At 38.7% G+C, this 15,802-nt stretch carries 14 protein-coding genes and 1 tRNA gene; 8 read left to right on the top strand and 7 right to left on the bottom strand.

Annotation, left to right across the window (positions count from 1 at the left end; all coding sequences use genetic code 11):
* Nucleotides 1–442: 442 nt before the first annotated feature.
* The 3 genes from OS173_RS03395 to OS173_RS03405 all read right to left on the bottom strand — a co-directional run bounded on the left by OS173_RS03395 (nt 443) and on the right by OS173_RS03405 (nt 3,706).
* A complete protein-coding gene (locus OS173_RS03395) occupies nt 443–958 on the bottom strand; it encodes a hypothetical protein (protein ID WP_267182872.1) in 516 nt (171 codons plus the stop codon).
* The gene (locus OS173_RS03400; RefSeq protein ID WP_267182873.1) at nt 955–3,180 is read right to left on the bottom strand and encodes a hypothetical protein; all 2,226 of its coding nucleotides are present in this window, start codon (nt 3,178–3,180) and stop codon (nt 955–957) included. The genes OS173_RS03395 and OS173_RS03400 overlap by 4 nt, the downstream gene beginning before the upstream one ends.
* Before the next feature lie 100 nt (nt 3,181–3,280).
* Entirely contained in the window at nt 3,281–3,706 is a 426-nt protein-coding gene (locus tag OS173_RS03405; RefSeq protein ID WP_267182874.1) for a hypothetical protein, read from the bottom strand.
* 732 nt (nt 3,707–4,438) lie between these two features.
* On the opposite strand from OS173_RS03405, the gene OS173_RS03410 reads away from it, so the two are divergent.
* Complete coding sequence (locus OS173_RS03410; protein WP_267182875.1) at nt 4,439–5,020, top strand: ECF-type sigma factor; 582 nt, start codon at nt 4,439–4,441, stop codon at nt 5,018–5,020.
* Between the two features lie 144 nt (nt 5,021–5,164).
* Nucleotides 5,165–7,957, top strand: a complete 2,793-nt coding sequence (locus tag OS173_RS03415) for a serine/threonine-protein kinase (RefSeq protein WP_267182876.1) — start codon at nt 5,165–5,167, stop codon at nt 7,955–7,957.
* 203 nt (nt 7,958–8,160) lie between these two features.
* Here OS173_RS03415 and OS173_RS03420 read toward each other — a convergent pair.
* From OS173_RS03420 to ftsY, 4 genes are all read right to left on the bottom strand, one after another.
* Nucleotides 8,161–8,236 (bottom strand) — tRNA-Phe (locus OS173_RS03420).
* A 101-nt stretch (nt 8,237–8,337) separates the two neighbouring features.
* Nucleotides 8,338–8,601: an oxidative damage protection protein gene (locus OS173_RS03425; protein WP_267182877.1), complete on the bottom strand. Its 264-nt coding sequence runs from the start codon at nt 8,599–8,601 to the stop codon at nt 8,338–8,340.
* On the bottom strand, nt 8,579–9,595 hold the full coding sequence (mutY, locus tag OS173_RS03430) for an A/G-specific adenine glycosylase (protein WP_267182878.1): 1,017 nt from the start codon (nt 9,593–9,595) through the stop codon (nt 8,579–8,581). Before mutY ends, OS173_RS03425 begins: the two co-directional genes overlap by 23 nt.
* A complete protein-coding gene (gene ftsY / locus OS173_RS03435; protein WP_267182879.1) occupies nt 9,595–10,716 on the bottom strand; it encodes a signal recognition particle-docking protein FtsY in 1,122 nt (373 codons plus the stop codon). Before ftsY ends, mutY begins: the two co-directional genes overlap by 1 nt.
* An 89-nt stretch (nt 10,717–10,805) precedes the next feature.
* On the opposite strand from ftsY, the gene rsmD reads away from it, so the two are divergent.
* The 6 genes from rsmD (at nt 10,806) to OS173_RS03465 (ending at nt 15,778) form a co-directional block, all read left to right on the top strand.
* A complete protein-coding gene (rsmD, locus tag OS173_RS03440; protein WP_267182880.1) occupies nt 10,806–11,369 on the top strand; it encodes a 16S rRNA (guanine(966)-N(2))-methyltransferase RsmD in 564 nt (187 codons plus the stop codon).
* Nucleotides 11,362–11,853: a pantetheine-phosphate adenylyltransferase gene (gene coaD / locus OS173_RS03445; protein WP_267182881.1), complete on the top strand. Its 492-nt coding sequence runs from the start codon at nt 11,362–11,364 to the stop codon at nt 11,851–11,853. The genes rsmD and coaD overlap by 8 nt, the downstream gene beginning before the upstream one ends.
* Nucleotides 11,854–11,855: 2 nt before the next feature.
* Nucleotides 11,856–12,107 carry a YfhL family 4Fe-4S dicluster ferredoxin gene (locus OS173_RS03450; protein WP_267182882.1) on the top strand — a complete coding sequence of 84 codons (252 nt, stop codon included), beginning with the start codon at nt 11,856–11,858 and terminating at the stop codon, nt 12,105–12,107.
* On the top strand, nt 12,104–13,765 hold the full coding sequence (gene ggt / locus OS173_RS03455) for a gamma-glutamyltransferase (RefSeq protein ID WP_267182883.1): 1,662 nt from the start codon (nt 12,104–12,106) through the stop codon (nt 13,763–13,765). Before OS173_RS03450 ends, ggt begins: the two co-directional genes overlap by 4 nt.
* Before the next feature lie 70 nt (nt 13,766–13,835).
* Nucleotides 13,836–14,231 carry an MAPEG family protein gene (locus OS173_RS03460; protein WP_267182884.1) on the top strand — a complete coding sequence of 132 codons (396 nt, stop codon included), beginning with the start codon at nt 13,836–13,838 and terminating at the stop codon, nt 14,229–14,231.
* Between the two features lie 17 nt (nt 14,232–14,248).
* Nucleotides 14,249–15,778, top strand: a complete 1,530-nt coding sequence (locus OS173_RS03465) for an alkaline phosphatase (RefSeq protein ID WP_267182885.1) — start codon at nt 14,249–14,251, stop codon at nt 15,776–15,778.
* Nucleotides 15,779–15,802 lie beyond the last annotated feature (24 nt).

Below are 15,802 nucleotides of genomic sequence, written 5' to 3' on the forward strand. Positions count from 1 at the left end.
CTGAAATCTACCGCCAACTACCCAACGCCAAAACAGTGGAACAAATAGAACAGTTGTTGCCTGAAAACATCCAGCTCGATTAGACACCCACACACAGCTAAACTAAACTATCAACCATGGGGTTCGCTTGGCGCTTACAATATTTTGCCCTTTAGGCTTTTAAATCATAAAATATGCAATTTGATTAGACAATCAGAATTTAAATCCTAGCCTCATAACTCAATGAAAACTGGTTATTAATAAAAGATAAATTAATGAATTCTATTTTTATTAAATAAACTGACAAATTTTTACCATCGGTAAACCTAGCCATAATAGCTAATGACAATAAGATAATTACCTAAAGACATCACGTTATTCACAGCTTATTCCTAGGTTGTATTTCATACAAAGTGCAAATTATTTGTAACCATCAAGATCGATATTGAAGCTACTTGAAAAATTAATAACAACTCATCTTATATCCAACGGCATACATTCTAGCCCATCGATTATTGCCATTGCATGAAATACATTTTGAAACTACATCTTTTTCTTCTAGAGAGTAGCATCCATTTTTTCCATTTACACACACTGAGCGAAGACCGTTATCATTTGCCCAGTTATCAAGTGAATAACAATTACCTAGAATTATATTTCTGGCATTTTCACTTTTAGTTGAATATGCATTTCCTAAACAAGCTTGTACCGCTGAGTCATTGTCTGAGATTTGATAACAAATATCATTTGATGTATCTCTAGACCTTGCTCTTCTTTTATTTTCTTCTTCTCTATCTGTTATGATTTTTGATACCTTATTTTGAGTTTTTTTACTTTCTTTTAGAAAAGTTTTTATATCAATTGTATTGTTACTGTTATCGTTCTTTTCAACTGGTTCTTCAAATAAACTATCTATATCAATTTCTTGACAAAAAGTTGTAGTAGAGAAAAATATTGATAGGATTGTTAATATTTTCATTTATCTATCAACTCAATATTTTCAAATGATATTTTTGTGTTTATTTTAGTTAATTTTCTGGATGAGCTAATCCCTAGAATGGCACCTTGAGTTTTATTTGTTATAAAACCTAAATCAAACTTTTGTTTTGAAATGTAGTTATTACTACTATTTAAAATTACTTCAAAGGTTTTTCCTATGTGTTTAGTTTCAGGTTGGCTAACCATAAATGCGGTAACTTGATATGTTAATGCAATGTCGAATTTAGCAGTTATTTTATAATCACCATACTTTGGTTGTATTTTTGGTTTTTGTCTTGGTTTGATAATCAATGAAACTTCTGATTTATCACTGGAGGTTATAAACTTTAATAGCTTTTCTGAAACGTCATTCCTAACATCAGATTCTTTACTATTCAACTCGCCTGTTATTGAGAATACTGAATCAATTCCGAAGTTTTTGATAATGCTTATTTCTATTTCTGACTTCTCTTGACTGGTATTTGCTAATTCATAAGCTTCTTTTAAATGCTCTTTATTGCCAGTAGCATTAAATGCAGATAAATAGCCTTTAAAAGTACCCTCCTTAATGAAGGATTTTGATAGCTCTATTTGTTTAACTGCATAAGATTGAACATCTAAAATACAACGAAATGCTAATTTAAAAACATTTCGACATCTACGAAAATCATCTTCTTTTGGATAGTCAGAATCAATACAAAAATTACAATCTCTCATTCCTAATATGCCAAAGCTACGATTGCCGCAATAACCACTTGCAACATAGTCTGATGAACTATTATCAAATCTTGCAATATAAGAAAATAGGTTTGAACTCTTTTCAGGAAGTAAGGCATATTCATCGAGATTTGGAAGCTTCCAATCCGTGCTGCCTAAAAGTTCTAAATTATTACAAATATTTTCTGCTTCACTCTTAGTAACATCTTGAGCATTTATTGGTTGATCTTGCCAAATTATTCCGCTTATATATTTTGCTCCAATAAGTGACTTAGTTTTCAATGCGTCAATTGTCTTGTTAATAATATCATTTTGTTTTGCTATGATACTTTTATTTAAGTCGTTAACCGTTGAATCTGATAACTCGTCATGACTCCCATTTGTATTTTCTAAATAGTTTTTCAAAATATTATGGAAATCATTACTAAAATCAATTTTTTCCTCCATTTTATGTTTTAAATGATTGTTATAAAACCTTTCTGAAATCATGTATTGTTGGGCAGTATTGTTTGATACTTTAAAGGCTCGAAGCAAGTCATCAAAATTAAGTGTTAAATCGTATTTCTTTATTAAATAATCAAAAGTGTTAAAAGTATTATATTTTTCAATTAGTTTATTTTTTATAGCCAATTTTATATTGTTTTTTAATTCTCCTTGATGCATTTTTTCTAATTGTGAAATCGTAAGATTCTCTAAATTGTTATTGTTGTTCAGAAAATTGGCTACTTCTATTTTGGACTCAACAACTGCGATCAGGTTATCAGCATTTACCTTTTGTAAAATTTCTCTTGCTACATTTAACTCTTTAACCCTATTTAAATTATTAAGCTCTTCTATGGTAAAGTTCGAGATAAGATATTCTGGTATTGATTCTAATTCGTCTGTATTCGATTGATTCAAGTTAAGAAAACTGTTTTTGAACTTAGATATTAACTTTCTATAATCAGTTATCTCGATTACGTCTATTAAATGATATTTTCTATTTCTCTTTTGTTCAAATTTAACAACAAACCCATTTTGGTTAAACTTTTTGTTAACTTCATCAAAATTACTTTTAGAAAGATCTCTTATCAGAGGTCTGAAGTTTACAAGTCCTTTTTTATCCACTAAATAAACAAGATAACAAAAATAATCACCCTTTACCATACTGTATGATTGGCAATCCTTTTTCATATAAAACTCATAAAATTCCGGGCTATGCTTTTTTAGTTTAGAGTTTTTATTTAATTTAGGTAAGTATACTTTTCTGACTTTGGCTTTTCTGAAAATGTTATTAACTTTTATATATTTGTCGCCTTTTTCATAGGTAACAAATATCAATTCATTATTAATTTTGTCGAACAAGATAGTATAAAAATCTTCTCTAGTAATACTATTTTTACTGTTTACAAATTCAATAACTCTTGACTCTTTAAAAGACTGAGAAGTTTTCTTTTGTTTGGATAATACACAGCTTGAAAAAATTATTAAAAAAAAGAACAAGATTATTCTATTATAATCAGTCATTAAAATACTCCATACTTTATTATTCAGCTTAGATATGGAGTTCAGGGAAGTAAATATTATTGCATTATTCATAAAGACTACCTTTTAAATATTTATTATTTTATTTTGGTTTGCTAACTAAATACCAAAAAACACCAAACATAATTGGAGGCACAAAAAGCGCAGGTAAAACAAACCACAGATATTCAGATTGATAAAAACACAACTCTTCACTACATTGACTAATCAATCTAAAGTAGACAGCTAAAGTTATAATTAGAGTTGGCGGGATGATGTATGCATACAATAATCTAATATTTTTACGCTGATAGATGATATGCATTGGTATCCCAATTATGATTATGACTATATATGAAATTAGCATCAGCGTAATTCCAAACATTAACAACTTTATTAATAAACTAGCCCCAGAATTATCATTTTTTGCAATAGTCATGAAAAATACCACGCCTATTAAAATTCCTATAAAGAACGTTGGTACAGGGGATAGCAATACTGCCTTAAGTGTTCTAGTGTTTTTTATCATGATTTTTCATTTTTCTAATTCTTATTTGTTTTATCTATGAATATATTTAACATCCGTATTTAAATTACTTACAAAGCACATATATGTTTTTAGTAATAAAGCTTATTATTGACAACCTTAACTTAAATTTAGTTATATTAAACTAATAATTTACCAATTAAACACCCACGAAAAACAAAAACAATTTTTCAAAAAATATTATCTGTTCGAAGTAGGACGGGTAATTTTCTAACAGAATTTTAGCTTTATGCGGATACATGACGGGGTGAAGCTACTGAGAAACCATCTCTAAATTAATTTAAAAATCTTTCATACAATTGCATTTGAGATGGCTAATGCACAGAGTTATTAGTATAGCCAATATTAAATGTTTGAAATCGGATGCGATTTTAGTTGCTAATTGTGCAGTTGACTTGTATCGCGACGTTCGTCCGGTTTAAGCAGAACAGGTAGTAATAATGAAAATTGAAAACAAACAAAATTAAGCAAAAATTTCTTACTTAGATACAGGAGTAAAGATAGTGCCATAACGCTAATATGAAAATTACTTTAATTAGAGCTACTAACATTAAGCAAAAAACTGATAAGCTAAGCATATTATAACTATTATCATGTAGCCAGCATATTGGGAGGCTTTATTCGTGATTTATTTTGAACATAGGATAGAAATCAATGGAGTCATTTCTTCTTATTTTATTAGCACCGCCTTAATTATTTCTGCTTGGATGATACATGAGCAATGACTCCAATTTGACAACTTTATTATTTTCCTGGGCTTCTGGAGACGCTTGTAGTGGTGAACGCTTAAAAACGCTCATCTATCATCATTGTCATGTTATTTGTAAAAATCATATCAACAACAAACGCAGCAAGAATGAGTCCTCTGACAAGGATATTTTAGATTCTTTAAATACCACCTCATTATTACATAATGCCTTGTTAAGCTTAGTACCTCCAAAAGAATTATATGAGAATCGTGACCAACTTTTTGATTACCTTTCAATTTTTATTCGAAACTCGATGGTTGATGAAATCAGAAAGAAATCAGCGCAAAAACGTGGGGGAAACCTTGAGCATATATCTTTAACATCTTTTATGGCCGTAGGTAAGCAAGATGAGTTTCTGCAGTTAGATATGGCGCTCAACAGTTTAGCTAAAGAATCTAAAGAATGTGCTCGAATATTAAATTGGCGTTATTTTATTGGCCTATCAGTTGATGAAATTGTTGAATTAACCGGTAGTAAGAAGAGCCATATTTACAAGCAAATCAAAGCCGGTAAGGCTTTCGTAATTTCTGAAATGAATAGCTCATGACTTTACATACTCTGTACTTATGGTGTTTATGCTTAAACATCCATTCAATCGTTAGATTCTATTATTTTCGCACTATCCAATTAGCACATATAAAAGTGCTTAACCACCATACTTAAACTTTAAACAAAATCTTGTAATTGACTTATGAAAAAATATAAAAATGCATATCAATTATTTCTTCATTTAGTTGATGAAGATACGTCTTTGTTAAAACGAAATTTAGATGAATTGGTAGATAGAAGTGAGCCCTTGTACAACGAGACCCTTAAGTTAATTAACATCCATATCAAACAGAAAAACGACACCCTGATCGCCCCTTTGATACATCGCAATGCAACTCAGTTATTGGGCGATAAAGAAATTGAGCACATGGAGGGACAGCAACTCGGCGTTTATCAGCTTGAAAAAAAACTAGGTGCTGGTGGTATGTCTGTTGTTTACCTTGCGAAACGTAATGATGGCGAATTGGAGCAGATGGTCGCTATAAAAGTTATTAAACCTTCGGTTTTAAAGCTAACAGGAATCAATTTCTTAAATCGGGAAGCTCAAATTTTAGAAAACCTCAAACATCCCAATGTAGCTACAATTCATAATATTGATCGAACTTCAGAAGGTTTACCATTTATTGTTATGGAGTTTGTCAATGGCCTGCCCATTGATGAGTTCTGCGAAATGAATAAATTATCTTTCCAAGAGCGACTTAAAATTTTTAAAACCTTATGTGAGGCCGTTGAAGCCGTCCATGCAAAAGCCATTATTCATGCTGATATTAAACCATCCAACATATTAGTTAATAATAATGGCGTTCTTAAGCTCATGGACTTTGGGATCGCAAGAGGCTTACAACGAGATGAACAGCACGTTGAAATTGCAGCAGCGAGTATAAATTATGCGAGTCCAGAACAGTTACATGGGCTCCCATTGTCTACAGCATCGGACGTGTTTAGTTTAGGAAAAGTTGCAAATAAAATATTTTTAGAATGTGAATTTGAAAATTTTCAATCAAAAAGAGTTTTAAAGTGGCTTATTGACCAGGCAACATCTAAACAGCTTTCAGAAAGAAAAATAACCATTGAAACTTTAATAAAAGCAATCGACGCTTTACAAAAAAATAAACGGGTTGAAAACTATCCATACAATAGACATGAAAAAGTTTCTTTTTTGATAAAAGCTAATCCATTAAAGATAGGTCTTTCTACATTAATTTTTGTGTTCCTTGCCAGCCTGTCCGTAGTAACTTACTCAAAAAATAAAATGATTAGGCATGAAAAAAATATAGCAGAAGAAACAGCAAGCTTCCTGGAATCAATATTTCAATTCGCAGATCCTTCTAATGGGATTGCATACGATGTTTCACTTGAAGAGTTATTAGATAAAAGCAACATTAACTTAGTGACTAAACACTTTAGTGACGATAAGTCAGAACAAAGAATTCGGATTGCACTGGCAAATGCGTATTTAGGTTTAGGAAAGACTGAAAAGACAAAAGAGCAAATTGAGTTGATGGGCAAAGACATAACTTCTCATGATTACCTTAGAACAGTTGGGCGTTTGTATTTAAGAATTGGCGATTATACTGAGGCTGTCAAAATCTACGAAAACCTTTTACTCGAAAAAGATCTAAAGCTTCCAGTACGATTAGATGTATTTGAAGGTTTAATCATAGGACTAACTTATCTTAATGAGTTAGAAAAGGCTGAAAACTATATTACAAAATTAGAAAAAGTAGTTAGAACATACAATCCGGAAAATGGGCGAGAAATCATTCTCAAAGCGTCTGCTTATGTTAGTGTAAAGAAAGCTGACCACCAGTTAACAGTTGAACTATATGAGGAGTTACTTAAGGTTATAGACCCTTCCAATCGTGCTGAGATATCAAAAACACTATTTCATTTAGGTTCTTCTTATGAGGAGCTTGGCGATTTTGAAAAGTCACATGAAATGTATAAACAAGCCATCAAGCTTGACGAAGAAATATTTGGTAAAAATCACCCTGTTACTGCAATGGGATACAGTTCAATCGCTTATTTACATGAAACGATGGGACAATCTGATAAATCAATTTCAACGTATCAAAAAGCAATTGACATATTTAATGATGCTTATCCAGACGGACATCCCGAATTAGCAAATATGTTGAATAATCAAGCGTACTCTTACAAACAATTAGGGCAGTACGAGCTGGCATTTCAGCTGCAACTATCAGCTCTTGAGATGATAAAGAAGTTTTTAGACGAAAGTCATCCACGAATAGCCAATATACAAAACTCAATTGGTGTAACGCTAAATCAGCTAAAAAAATATGATGAATCTGCTAAGTATTACCAGTTAGCTTATCAATCTCGAATTCAATCATTAGGTGCAGACCATTTAGATATTCACATAAGTCATATTAATTTAGCGCAGGCAGAGAAATCCAGGAAAAATTTTGATGAAGCTCATCGTCATATCGATCGCGCTATTGAGATAGTAACAAATAAGCTTGGTTCGGATAATTATAAACTGATCAATCCGTTGTCTGTAAAAGCCAGTATATTTCGAGAAACAGGAAATTTAGACCAAGCGATACAGTTGGAATTGCATGTTGTTGAAGTAGCCAAGAAATCTTTAGGGGAAGAACACTGGCATATTTCATTATATTTCAATCAGCTTTCACTCAGCTATTTTAAGGCCTTAAAATTTGATTTGGCAATAGAGGCAATAGAAATGGCAATCCAAAATTTACAAAAGCAAAAAAAGTATGACGAGACTCTGCTAGGTGATTTTTATGTCAATAAGGGAAAGTACTTATTCAAGCAGGGTAAAACCTCTCAAAGTTTAAGCTGGCTAGAAAATGGCTTAAGACTCTATCAAGCAAACAAATCAAGCAAAATAGAGAAAACCAAAGATTTGATTAACCAGGTTTCTCAAGCAGGGACACAAATTAATAAGATATAAAGATTAACTGATAATGTCAAGATTCAAAAGCACTCCAAACTTTATGATAGTGAGAATTAGTTAGGAATCTGCTGTGATATTATTTTCTTGTCACACACTTTATAGTCAATGATAATTTTTGTAATGTCAGGGTGGTGAAAAATTCACTCAAGATTCTAACTAATAAAGAATGAAGTTCTAAAGTACTGTATAGAAGTGATAAATGGTGCCCGGTGGCGGAATCGAACCACCGACACGGGGATTTTCAATCCCCTGCTCTACCGACTGAGCTAACCGGGCTAAGGTGTGGTCAGGCTGATGCCTGATTTGAGAACGCGAATTATAGTAAGCTGTTATAACGGTGTCAAACTATAATTGTTTTTTGTTGTTTTATAGACTGTTTAGTCTTCACTGAAACCTTCGGGTGTAACGTCTTCGCCTTCAAACAAAAAAGCGCGCATTTTATCTTCTAGAATTTTGCGGTGCTCAGGGTCAATGGGCGATAGATGGTTTTCGTTGATAATCATGGTTTGCAGCGTCAGCCATTCTTGCCAAAATTTAAGACTGATAGTGTTCTTTATCTTTTCGCCCAATTCGCCCGGATAGGGTCGATACGGGATTGGTTCCTGGTCTGCGCCATATTTAAGGCAAGTGATGGTTGTCATAGTAATCCAAAATATGTGTTAAGGCTGTTGGGTGGGGTAATGTTACCAAATTATCGCGTTCAATGGGGGTTTGTCGGGCTTTATCGTCGGCAGAAGTGAACACATGCAGTGTTAAACGGCGATGGGTTAAAACATGCTTTAAACTGGCCAGATGTTGACTTTGGGGGTGCTTGTTTTTAAGGGCTTGTTTGGATTTAAATTCAGGCAGAAACCACATGGCTGACCAGATTCCGCGCTCAGCGCGTTTCACTAATTGCGGTTGATTGCCCACAAAAGACAAATGCAAGAATAAATCGACTTCCTTGATTTTGGATCTTTTCTTTTTCTCAGGGTAGTGTTCAATCACGTCGTCTTGATAAGCCAAACAATGATTTTGGACCGGACATTGAAGACATCGCGGTTGGTGCTTAGTGCATAGGGTGGCGCCTAAATCCATTAGGCCCTGGCTGTAGGCCCGCGGGTTTTCTGATGTTTGCTGTTGCTCAGCCAGTTGCCACAGTTTTTTTAATGTTGGGCCACTGTTGGGCTCGCCGGCCACTTTAAAATAACGCGCCATAACGCGCTTAACATTACCATCGAGTATCGGCTCGGGCTGATTGTACGCCAGTGACATAATGGCGGCGGCCGTGGTTCGGCCAATGCCGGGCAGCGCCATTAATTCACTCATCGTGTCAGGCAGTTGTCCGTTGTGTTTTTGTTGGCACAGTTGTGCGGCTTTGTGTAGATTGCGGGCGCGGTTGTAATAACCCAAACCCGACCACAAGGCCATCACGGTTTGCTCATCAGCAGCTGCTAATTCATCTAAAGTCGGAAAAGCTTTAATAAAGCGGTTAAAGTAATCAATGACTTTAACCACCTGGGTTTGCTGCAGCATGATTTCTGACAACCACACATAATAGGGATTATCGCCTTGCCAGGGCAAATGGTGGCGGCCGTTTTGTAATTGCCAGGCAATAATCCGGGCACTGAAACTGTCATCAGTTACCTTTACCATCAATCTATAATGGCGCTGACGAAGTCCTCTGCCTGATAAGGTTTTAAGTCGCTGCTGCGTTCACCGACGCCAATATAACGTACCGGTTTGCCGAATTCATTGGCCAGATTGAACAACACCCCGCCTTTGGGCGTGCCATCGAGTTTGGTAATCACCAAACCGGTGAGTTTGTTGGCTTCGTTAAAAGCACGGACCTGAGAAATGGCGTTTTGGCCGGTACCACCATCAATCACAATCAGGGTCTCATGGGGTGCGCTGTCGTCGTTTTTCTTGATCACGCGGGTAATTTTCGCCAGCTCCTGCATCAGGTTGGCCTGGGTATGCAAACGCCCTGCAGTATCCGCAATCAGAACATCCATACTACGCGCTTTGGCTGATGTCATGGCATCGAAAATAACGGACGCTGAATCAGCCCCGGTTTTTTGTGCCATCACCGCGATGCCTTCGCGCTCACCCCAGGTTTTTAATTGCTCAACAGCCGCCGCCCGGAAGGTATCACCGGCGGCCAGCATGACATTATGACCTTCGGCTTTATAGCGACGGGCCAATTTGGCAATGGTGGTGGTTTTACCGACACCATTCACGCCGACGACTAGAATCACATAGGGTTTTTTACTGACATCAATAACCAGAGGTGCTTCCACTTTTTTGGCCATGACCGTTAATTCTTCACGCAGGGCTTCCAGCACCGCATCAGAGTCCGATAAATTACGCCGCTTTAAAGATTTACGCACCTGTTCCAAAATCTCCATGGTGGCATTGGCGCCAACATCGGCCATCAACAATGTGGTTTCCAAATCCTCAAACAGGTCTTCGTCAATTTTCTTTTTAAAAGAAAACAACTGTTTCATCTTTTTGCCGAAGTTGGCTTGCGTCTTTTCCAGTTGTTTTTCTAAATCCTGCGTACCATTCGCTTCATTATTTTTAAGCGGTTCGGCATGCCGATCAGTTTCGCAATTATCTGTAGCCAGTTCGTCTGTGACCGGATTCACTGATTGACCTACATCTGCTTGATCTTCAGTGACTTCTTGGGTTGATTGCTCTTGAATAGACTCGCCAGGTGATTCATGTTTGTCGTGCTTTGGCGGCTTATTTTTGTTTTTTCGTTTAAAAAATTTCATGGTTTGGGGTTATGCTGCAGATTCCGTTAAAATATGGCGTTTAGTTTAGCAGATTCAAGTCAACCAAATCAGGCTTTCATAATCAATTCATGCACAGAAAAACACAAGGAAAAATCCGCATCATTGGTGGCAGTCACCGCAGCCGTTTGATTACAGTGGGAAACCAGGACGACTTACGGCCCACAGGTAATCGCATTCGAGAGACCTTATTCAATTGGTTGGGTCCGAATTTAACCGGTTGCCGGGTGCTGGATCTGTTTGCCGGCAGTGGAATTTTAGGCTTTGAATCTTTATCACGCGGGGCGCAAGAAGTGACATTTGTTGACAGTAGTCATCGGGTCATTAAGCAATTACAAGAAAATGCCCAAGATCTGACATTTGATCAGGTGAACATTGTTCAGAGTGACGCCCTGTCGTTTTTAAAAAACACCCGGCAACATTATGACATAATCTTTCTTGACCCGCCGTTTAGCAGCGATGCAATAGCAGCAATCAATGTTATAATGCCTGATGTAACGCAACCAGGTGCAAGGATTTACCGTGAATTTGCAAAACAACAACAGCCGCCACCTTTGGACGCCGCATATTTTACATGTTTAAAACAAAAAACCAGTGGTCAAGTCAATTACGAACTTTGGAAACGATATGAATGATAAAATCGCAGTTTATCCGGGAACATTTGATCCCATTACCAATGGCCATTATGACCTAATCAAACGCGGCTCTGTTTTGTTTGATGAATTGATTGTCGGCATTGCTGACTCGAAACGTAAAGGCCCTTTATTTTCTCTGGCAGAACGCATTGAATTGTCAGCGGAAATATTGCATGATTTTAAAAACGTTCGGGTGGTTGGTTTTGATATTTTATTGGCAGATTTTGCCACTGAGATGGGCGCCAAGGTGATTTTACGTGGTCTTCGAGCGGTGTCAGATTTTGAATACGAATTCCAATTGGCCAGCATGAATCGCCACCTGATTCCTAATATTGAAACCATGTTTTTAACACCTGCAGAGCAGTACAGTTTTATTTCTTCCTCTTTGATTAAAGAAATTGCCATGCTCAACGGTGATGTCTCTGAATTTGCCCACCCGATTGTGCAGCAAGCCTTAAAAGATAAATTTTCCAAGCGAGCGTAATCATGGCTTTAATCATCACTGATGAATGTATTAATTGCGATGTCTGTGAACCGGTATGCCCAAATGAAGCGATTTACATGGGCCCGGAAATTTTTGAAATTGATCCGGATAAATGCACCGAGTGTGTGGGTCATTTCGATGAACCACAATGTGCTGAAATTTGCCCGGTTGAATGCATCCCCAAAGATCCCAACCACGAAGAGACTGAAGAACAACTTTTACAAAAATACCGTCAATTGACCGAGTCACTATGAATAAAACTTTATTGTTAATCTTGCTACTGGGCAGCCCCTTCAGTTTTGCCGAAAAACCCCAACAAGCCGGTATTGCCAGTGCCCACCCTTTGGCTACGGCAGCCGGTCATGAGATGTTAGCCCAAGGTGGCAATGCCTTTGATGCGGCCATTGCCATCAGCGCCACTTTGGCCGTGGTTGAACAACAGTCTTCAGGTATTGGTGGCGGTGGCTTCTGGTTACTGCACCGTGCTCAAGACGGTAAAAACATCATGATTGACGGTCGCGAAACCGCACCTGCGGCGGCGCACAGGGATATGTACCTCGATGAAAATGGTGATGTCAATCGCGATCTGATGCTCTATGGGCCGATGGCTGCGGCCATTCCGGGAGAAATTGCCGGTTTCGCACATATTGCTGATCATTACGGCAAGTTGCCACTCAAACAATCTTTACAACCGGCCATTCGGGCTGCAGAAGATGGTTTTAAAGTCTATCCTAGATTAGTTAAACACATTAACAACAAACAAAAAGTGCTGGCGCGCTACCCCAGTTCCAAAGCCATTTACCTGCCACAAGGACAGCCTTTAAAAGTCGGTGACATTCTGGTACAAAAAGACCTGGCTGAAACCTTAAAACGCGTTGCAGAAAAAGGTCCTGAAGGTTTTTATGAAGGTGAAACTGCTGAAAAATTAGTGGCCGCAGTCAAAGCCAATGGTGGTATTTGGACCTTAGATGACCTGAAAAACTATCAAGTCAAAGAACGCGCTGTGATTACCACCAATTATCAAGGTCAACAGCTGATTACCGCACCGCCACCTTCCTCCGGCGGTATTGCGCTGGCCACCATGCTAAATATTTTACAGCCCTGGGATTTAGCGACAATGGCTCAAGCAGACCGTGTTCATTTGGTTACTGAAGCCATGCGCCGCGCTTACCGCGATCGCAGTCTCTACTTAGGTGATCCTGATTTTGTCAGTATTCCGACACAACGCCTAACCCACCCTTATTACGCCGCCGGATTACGCGCCGCCATTAACCCTGACAAAGCACTGCCATCTGAATATTTACCGGGTGTTGGTGATTCGCCCAAAGGTGAAAATACCACCCACTTTTCGGTGATTGACGCCGAAGGCAACCTGGTGGCTGCCACCTTAACAGTTAATACCGGCTTGGCTTCGGGCTTTATTGCTGAAGGTACCGGGGTATTATTAAACAACGAAATGGATGACTTTTCAGCCAAGCGAGGTGTGCCAAACGCCTATGGATTGACCGGTGGCGAAGCCAACCAAATTGAAGCGGGTAAACGACCCTTGTCCAGCATGACGCCCACTTTTGTGGTCGGCGATGATGGTGTGGCGGTGTTGGGCACACCCGGCGGTTCACGTATTATCACCATGGTGATGCTGGGTATTCTCGATTACTTTGATGGTCATGATGTTAAGTCATGGGTCACAAAACCACGTTACCACCATCAATATTTACCGGACGCACTGTCATCAGAAAAAGGCACGTTTGATGCCGATACCCTCAAAGCCCTCAAGGCCAAAGGCCATACTGTCAAAGTTTATGATGGACAATGGGGTAATATGCATGCCGTACATTGGGATAAAAAAACCGGCGAAGTTAACGCCGCCAGCGACCCCCGTACTGAAACCGGCTCGGCGGTTGTTAAATAAGAACCCATTCATATGGACATCTTATTGGTGTTTAACGATAATAATCTGACTATTTAACAGGATAAAGACCATGCTTATCGTCACTGCTTTATACGCTTCTTTACTGGCGCTTATTGTTTTATGGCTGAGTTATAACGTCGTTAACTTCCGGCGCAAAAAACAGGTCGATTTGGGTGATGGCGGCCACGATGAAGGTATTCGTCACATCCGTGCCCACCAAAACACCTTGGAATATGTACCCATTATTATAATTTTAATGGCTGTTTATGAAATTAATAACGGATTACCCTTACTTTTGCACATCTCAGGCATTGTGTTAGTCATTGCGCGTATTATTTACCCGCTTGGACTGGTGGCTAAAAAAGGCGCCAGTTTTGGCCGCTTTTATGGCACCTTATTCACTTGGCTGGTACTCTTAACCCTTATTATTGTTAATTTATTCAAAGTAATTTCAGCATGGCTATAAAACAAAAATTCATCCGTATGAGTATCGTTTGTGTCGCATTAATGGCCTTAACAGCCTGTGCCGGCGCTGAAATCAAACCAAATTTAAGCAATACAAAAGCAGTCACGCAAACCAATAATAACTGGTATCAAGCCGGTGAAGCTAAAATCAAAGCCTTACAATCGATTCCAACATTTCCCAAACAAGCCAAAAACGTGATTTTCTTTGTCGGTGACGGCATGAGCCTGGCCACGGTCAATGCCGCCCGTATTTATGAGGGCCAGCAAAAGGGACAGCCCGGTGAAGAAAACCTACTCAGCTTTGAACAGTTTCCGCATACTGCACTCTCCAAAACCTATAACACCAACTTACAAACACCGGATTCAGCCGGTACCATGAGCGCCATGATCACCGGCGTCAAAACCAAAGCCGGTGCCATCAGTGTTGATGAACGTGTCGCTATTGGTGTGTGTGGCGATAAAAAATACCCTGTCCTTTCTTTGTTATCCCGGGCTGAAATGGCCGGCATGAATACCGGCGTGGTGACAACCACCCGATTAACCCACGCAACTCCGGCGGCGACTTATGCCCATGCCGAAAGTCGCAGTTGGGAAGCTGACAGCGATTTACCCAAAAACGCTGATAACTGCCAAGACATTGCTGCACAGTTAATCGATTATCCCCATGGTAATGGTTTGGAAGTGGCTATGGGAGGTGGTCGCCGTAACTTTATCCCAAACACCTATGCAGATCCCGAATACAGTATGCTAAAACCCGGCAAACGTGGCGATGGCCGTGATTTAACGCAGGAATGGTTAAACAAATACCCCAACGCGGCCTATGTCTGGAACCATCAGCAATTTAAAGCCCTTGATTTAAGCCAAACCGACCACCTGCTCGGTTTGTTTGAACCATCACACATGCAGTATGAAATGAACCGTTCTAAAGACGAAGCCGGTGAGCCTTCGTTAACAGAAATGACCGAGACTGCTATCAAAATGTTGGCACAAAAAGACAAACCGTATTTCCTGATGATCGAAGGCGGTCGCATTGATCATGGCCACCATGCCGGCTATGCCAAACTGGCATTAACGGAAACCGTGGAATTTTCCCGGGCCATTGAAGCAGCTTTAGCGCATGTTGATCTCGACGAAACCCTGATTATCGTCACTGCCGATCACGCCCATACCATGACGTTCAGTGGTTATGCGCAACGCGGCAATCCGATTTTAGGTAAAATTGTGGTCCCTGATGATGAGGGCAATCCATCGAATCAATTACAACTGGATGCCCAAGGCAAACCCATGACCACACTCAGTTATGCCAATGGTCCGGGTTATGTCAACGGCGATCAACGTCCCGATTTAACCCATGTGGACACCACGGCCGATAACTACAAACAGGCGGCCACCATCCCATTAAAATCTGAGACCCATTCCGGTGAAGATGTTATTATTTATGCCACCGGTGCCGGCAGCCAGCTGGTGCGCGGCGTGCTGGAACAAAATATGATTTATCACATTATGAAAACTGCCTTGACCGAACAACTCAACCGTAATCTAAAATAATACCCATCAAGCGGCTCATGTGCT

Source organism: Marinicella gelatinilytica, from assembly GCF_026410405.1.
Taxonomy (GTDB): Bacteria; Pseudomonadota; Gammaproteobacteria; order Xanthomonadales; family Marinicellaceae; genus Marinicella; species Marinicella gelatinilytica.

Coding starts and splice junctions, on each gene's coding strand:
- OS173_RS03395 (WP_267182872.1), bottom strand. CDS start 958: ATGAAAATATTAACAATCCTATCAATATTTTTCTCTACTACAACTTTT.
- OS173_RS03400 (WP_267182873.1), bottom strand. CDS start 3,180: ATGACTGATTATAATAGAATAATCTTGTTCTTTTTTTTAATAATTTTT.
- OS173_RS03405 (WP_267182874.1), bottom strand. CDS start 3,706: ATGATAAAAAACACTAGAACACTTAAGGCAGTATTGCTATCCCCTGTA.
- OS173_RS03410 (WP_267182875.1), top strand. CDS start 4,439: ATGAGCAATGACTCCAATTTGACAACTTTATTATTTTCCTGGGCTTCT.
- OS173_RS03415 (WP_267182876.1), top strand. CDS start 5,165: ATGAAAAAATATAAAAATGCATATCAATTATTTCTTCATTTAGTTGAT.
- OS173_RS03425 (WP_267182877.1), bottom strand. CDS start 8,601: ATGACAACCATCACTTGCCTTAAATATGGCGCAGACCAGGAACCAATC.
- mutY (WP_267182878.1), bottom strand. CDS start 9,595: ATGGTAAAGGTAACTGATGACAGTTTCAGTGCCCGGATTATTGCCTGG.
- ftsY (WP_267182879.1), bottom strand. CDS start 10,716: ATGAAATTTTTTAAACGAAAAAACAAAAATAAGCCGCCAAAGCACGAC.
- rsmD (WP_267182880.1), top strand. CDS start 10,806: ATGCACAGAAAAACACAAGGAAAAATCCGCATCATTGGTGGCAGTCAC.
- coaD (WP_267182881.1), top strand. CDS start 11,362: ATGAATGATAAAATCGCAGTTTATCCGGGAACATTTGATCCCATTACC.
- OS173_RS03450 (WP_267182882.1), top strand. CDS start 11,856: ATGGCTTTAATCATCACTGATGAATGTATTAATTGCGATGTCTGTGAA.
- ggt (WP_267182883.1), top strand. CDS start 12,104: ATGAATAAAACTTTATTGTTAATCTTGCTACTGGGCAGCCCCTTCAGT.
- OS173_RS03460 (WP_267182884.1), top strand. CDS start 13,836: ATGCTTATCGTCACTGCTTTATACGCTTCTTTACTGGCGCTTATTGTT.
- OS173_RS03465 (WP_267182885.1), top strand. CDS start 14,249: ATGAGTATCGTTTGTGTCGCATTAATGGCCTTAACAGCCTGTGCCGGC.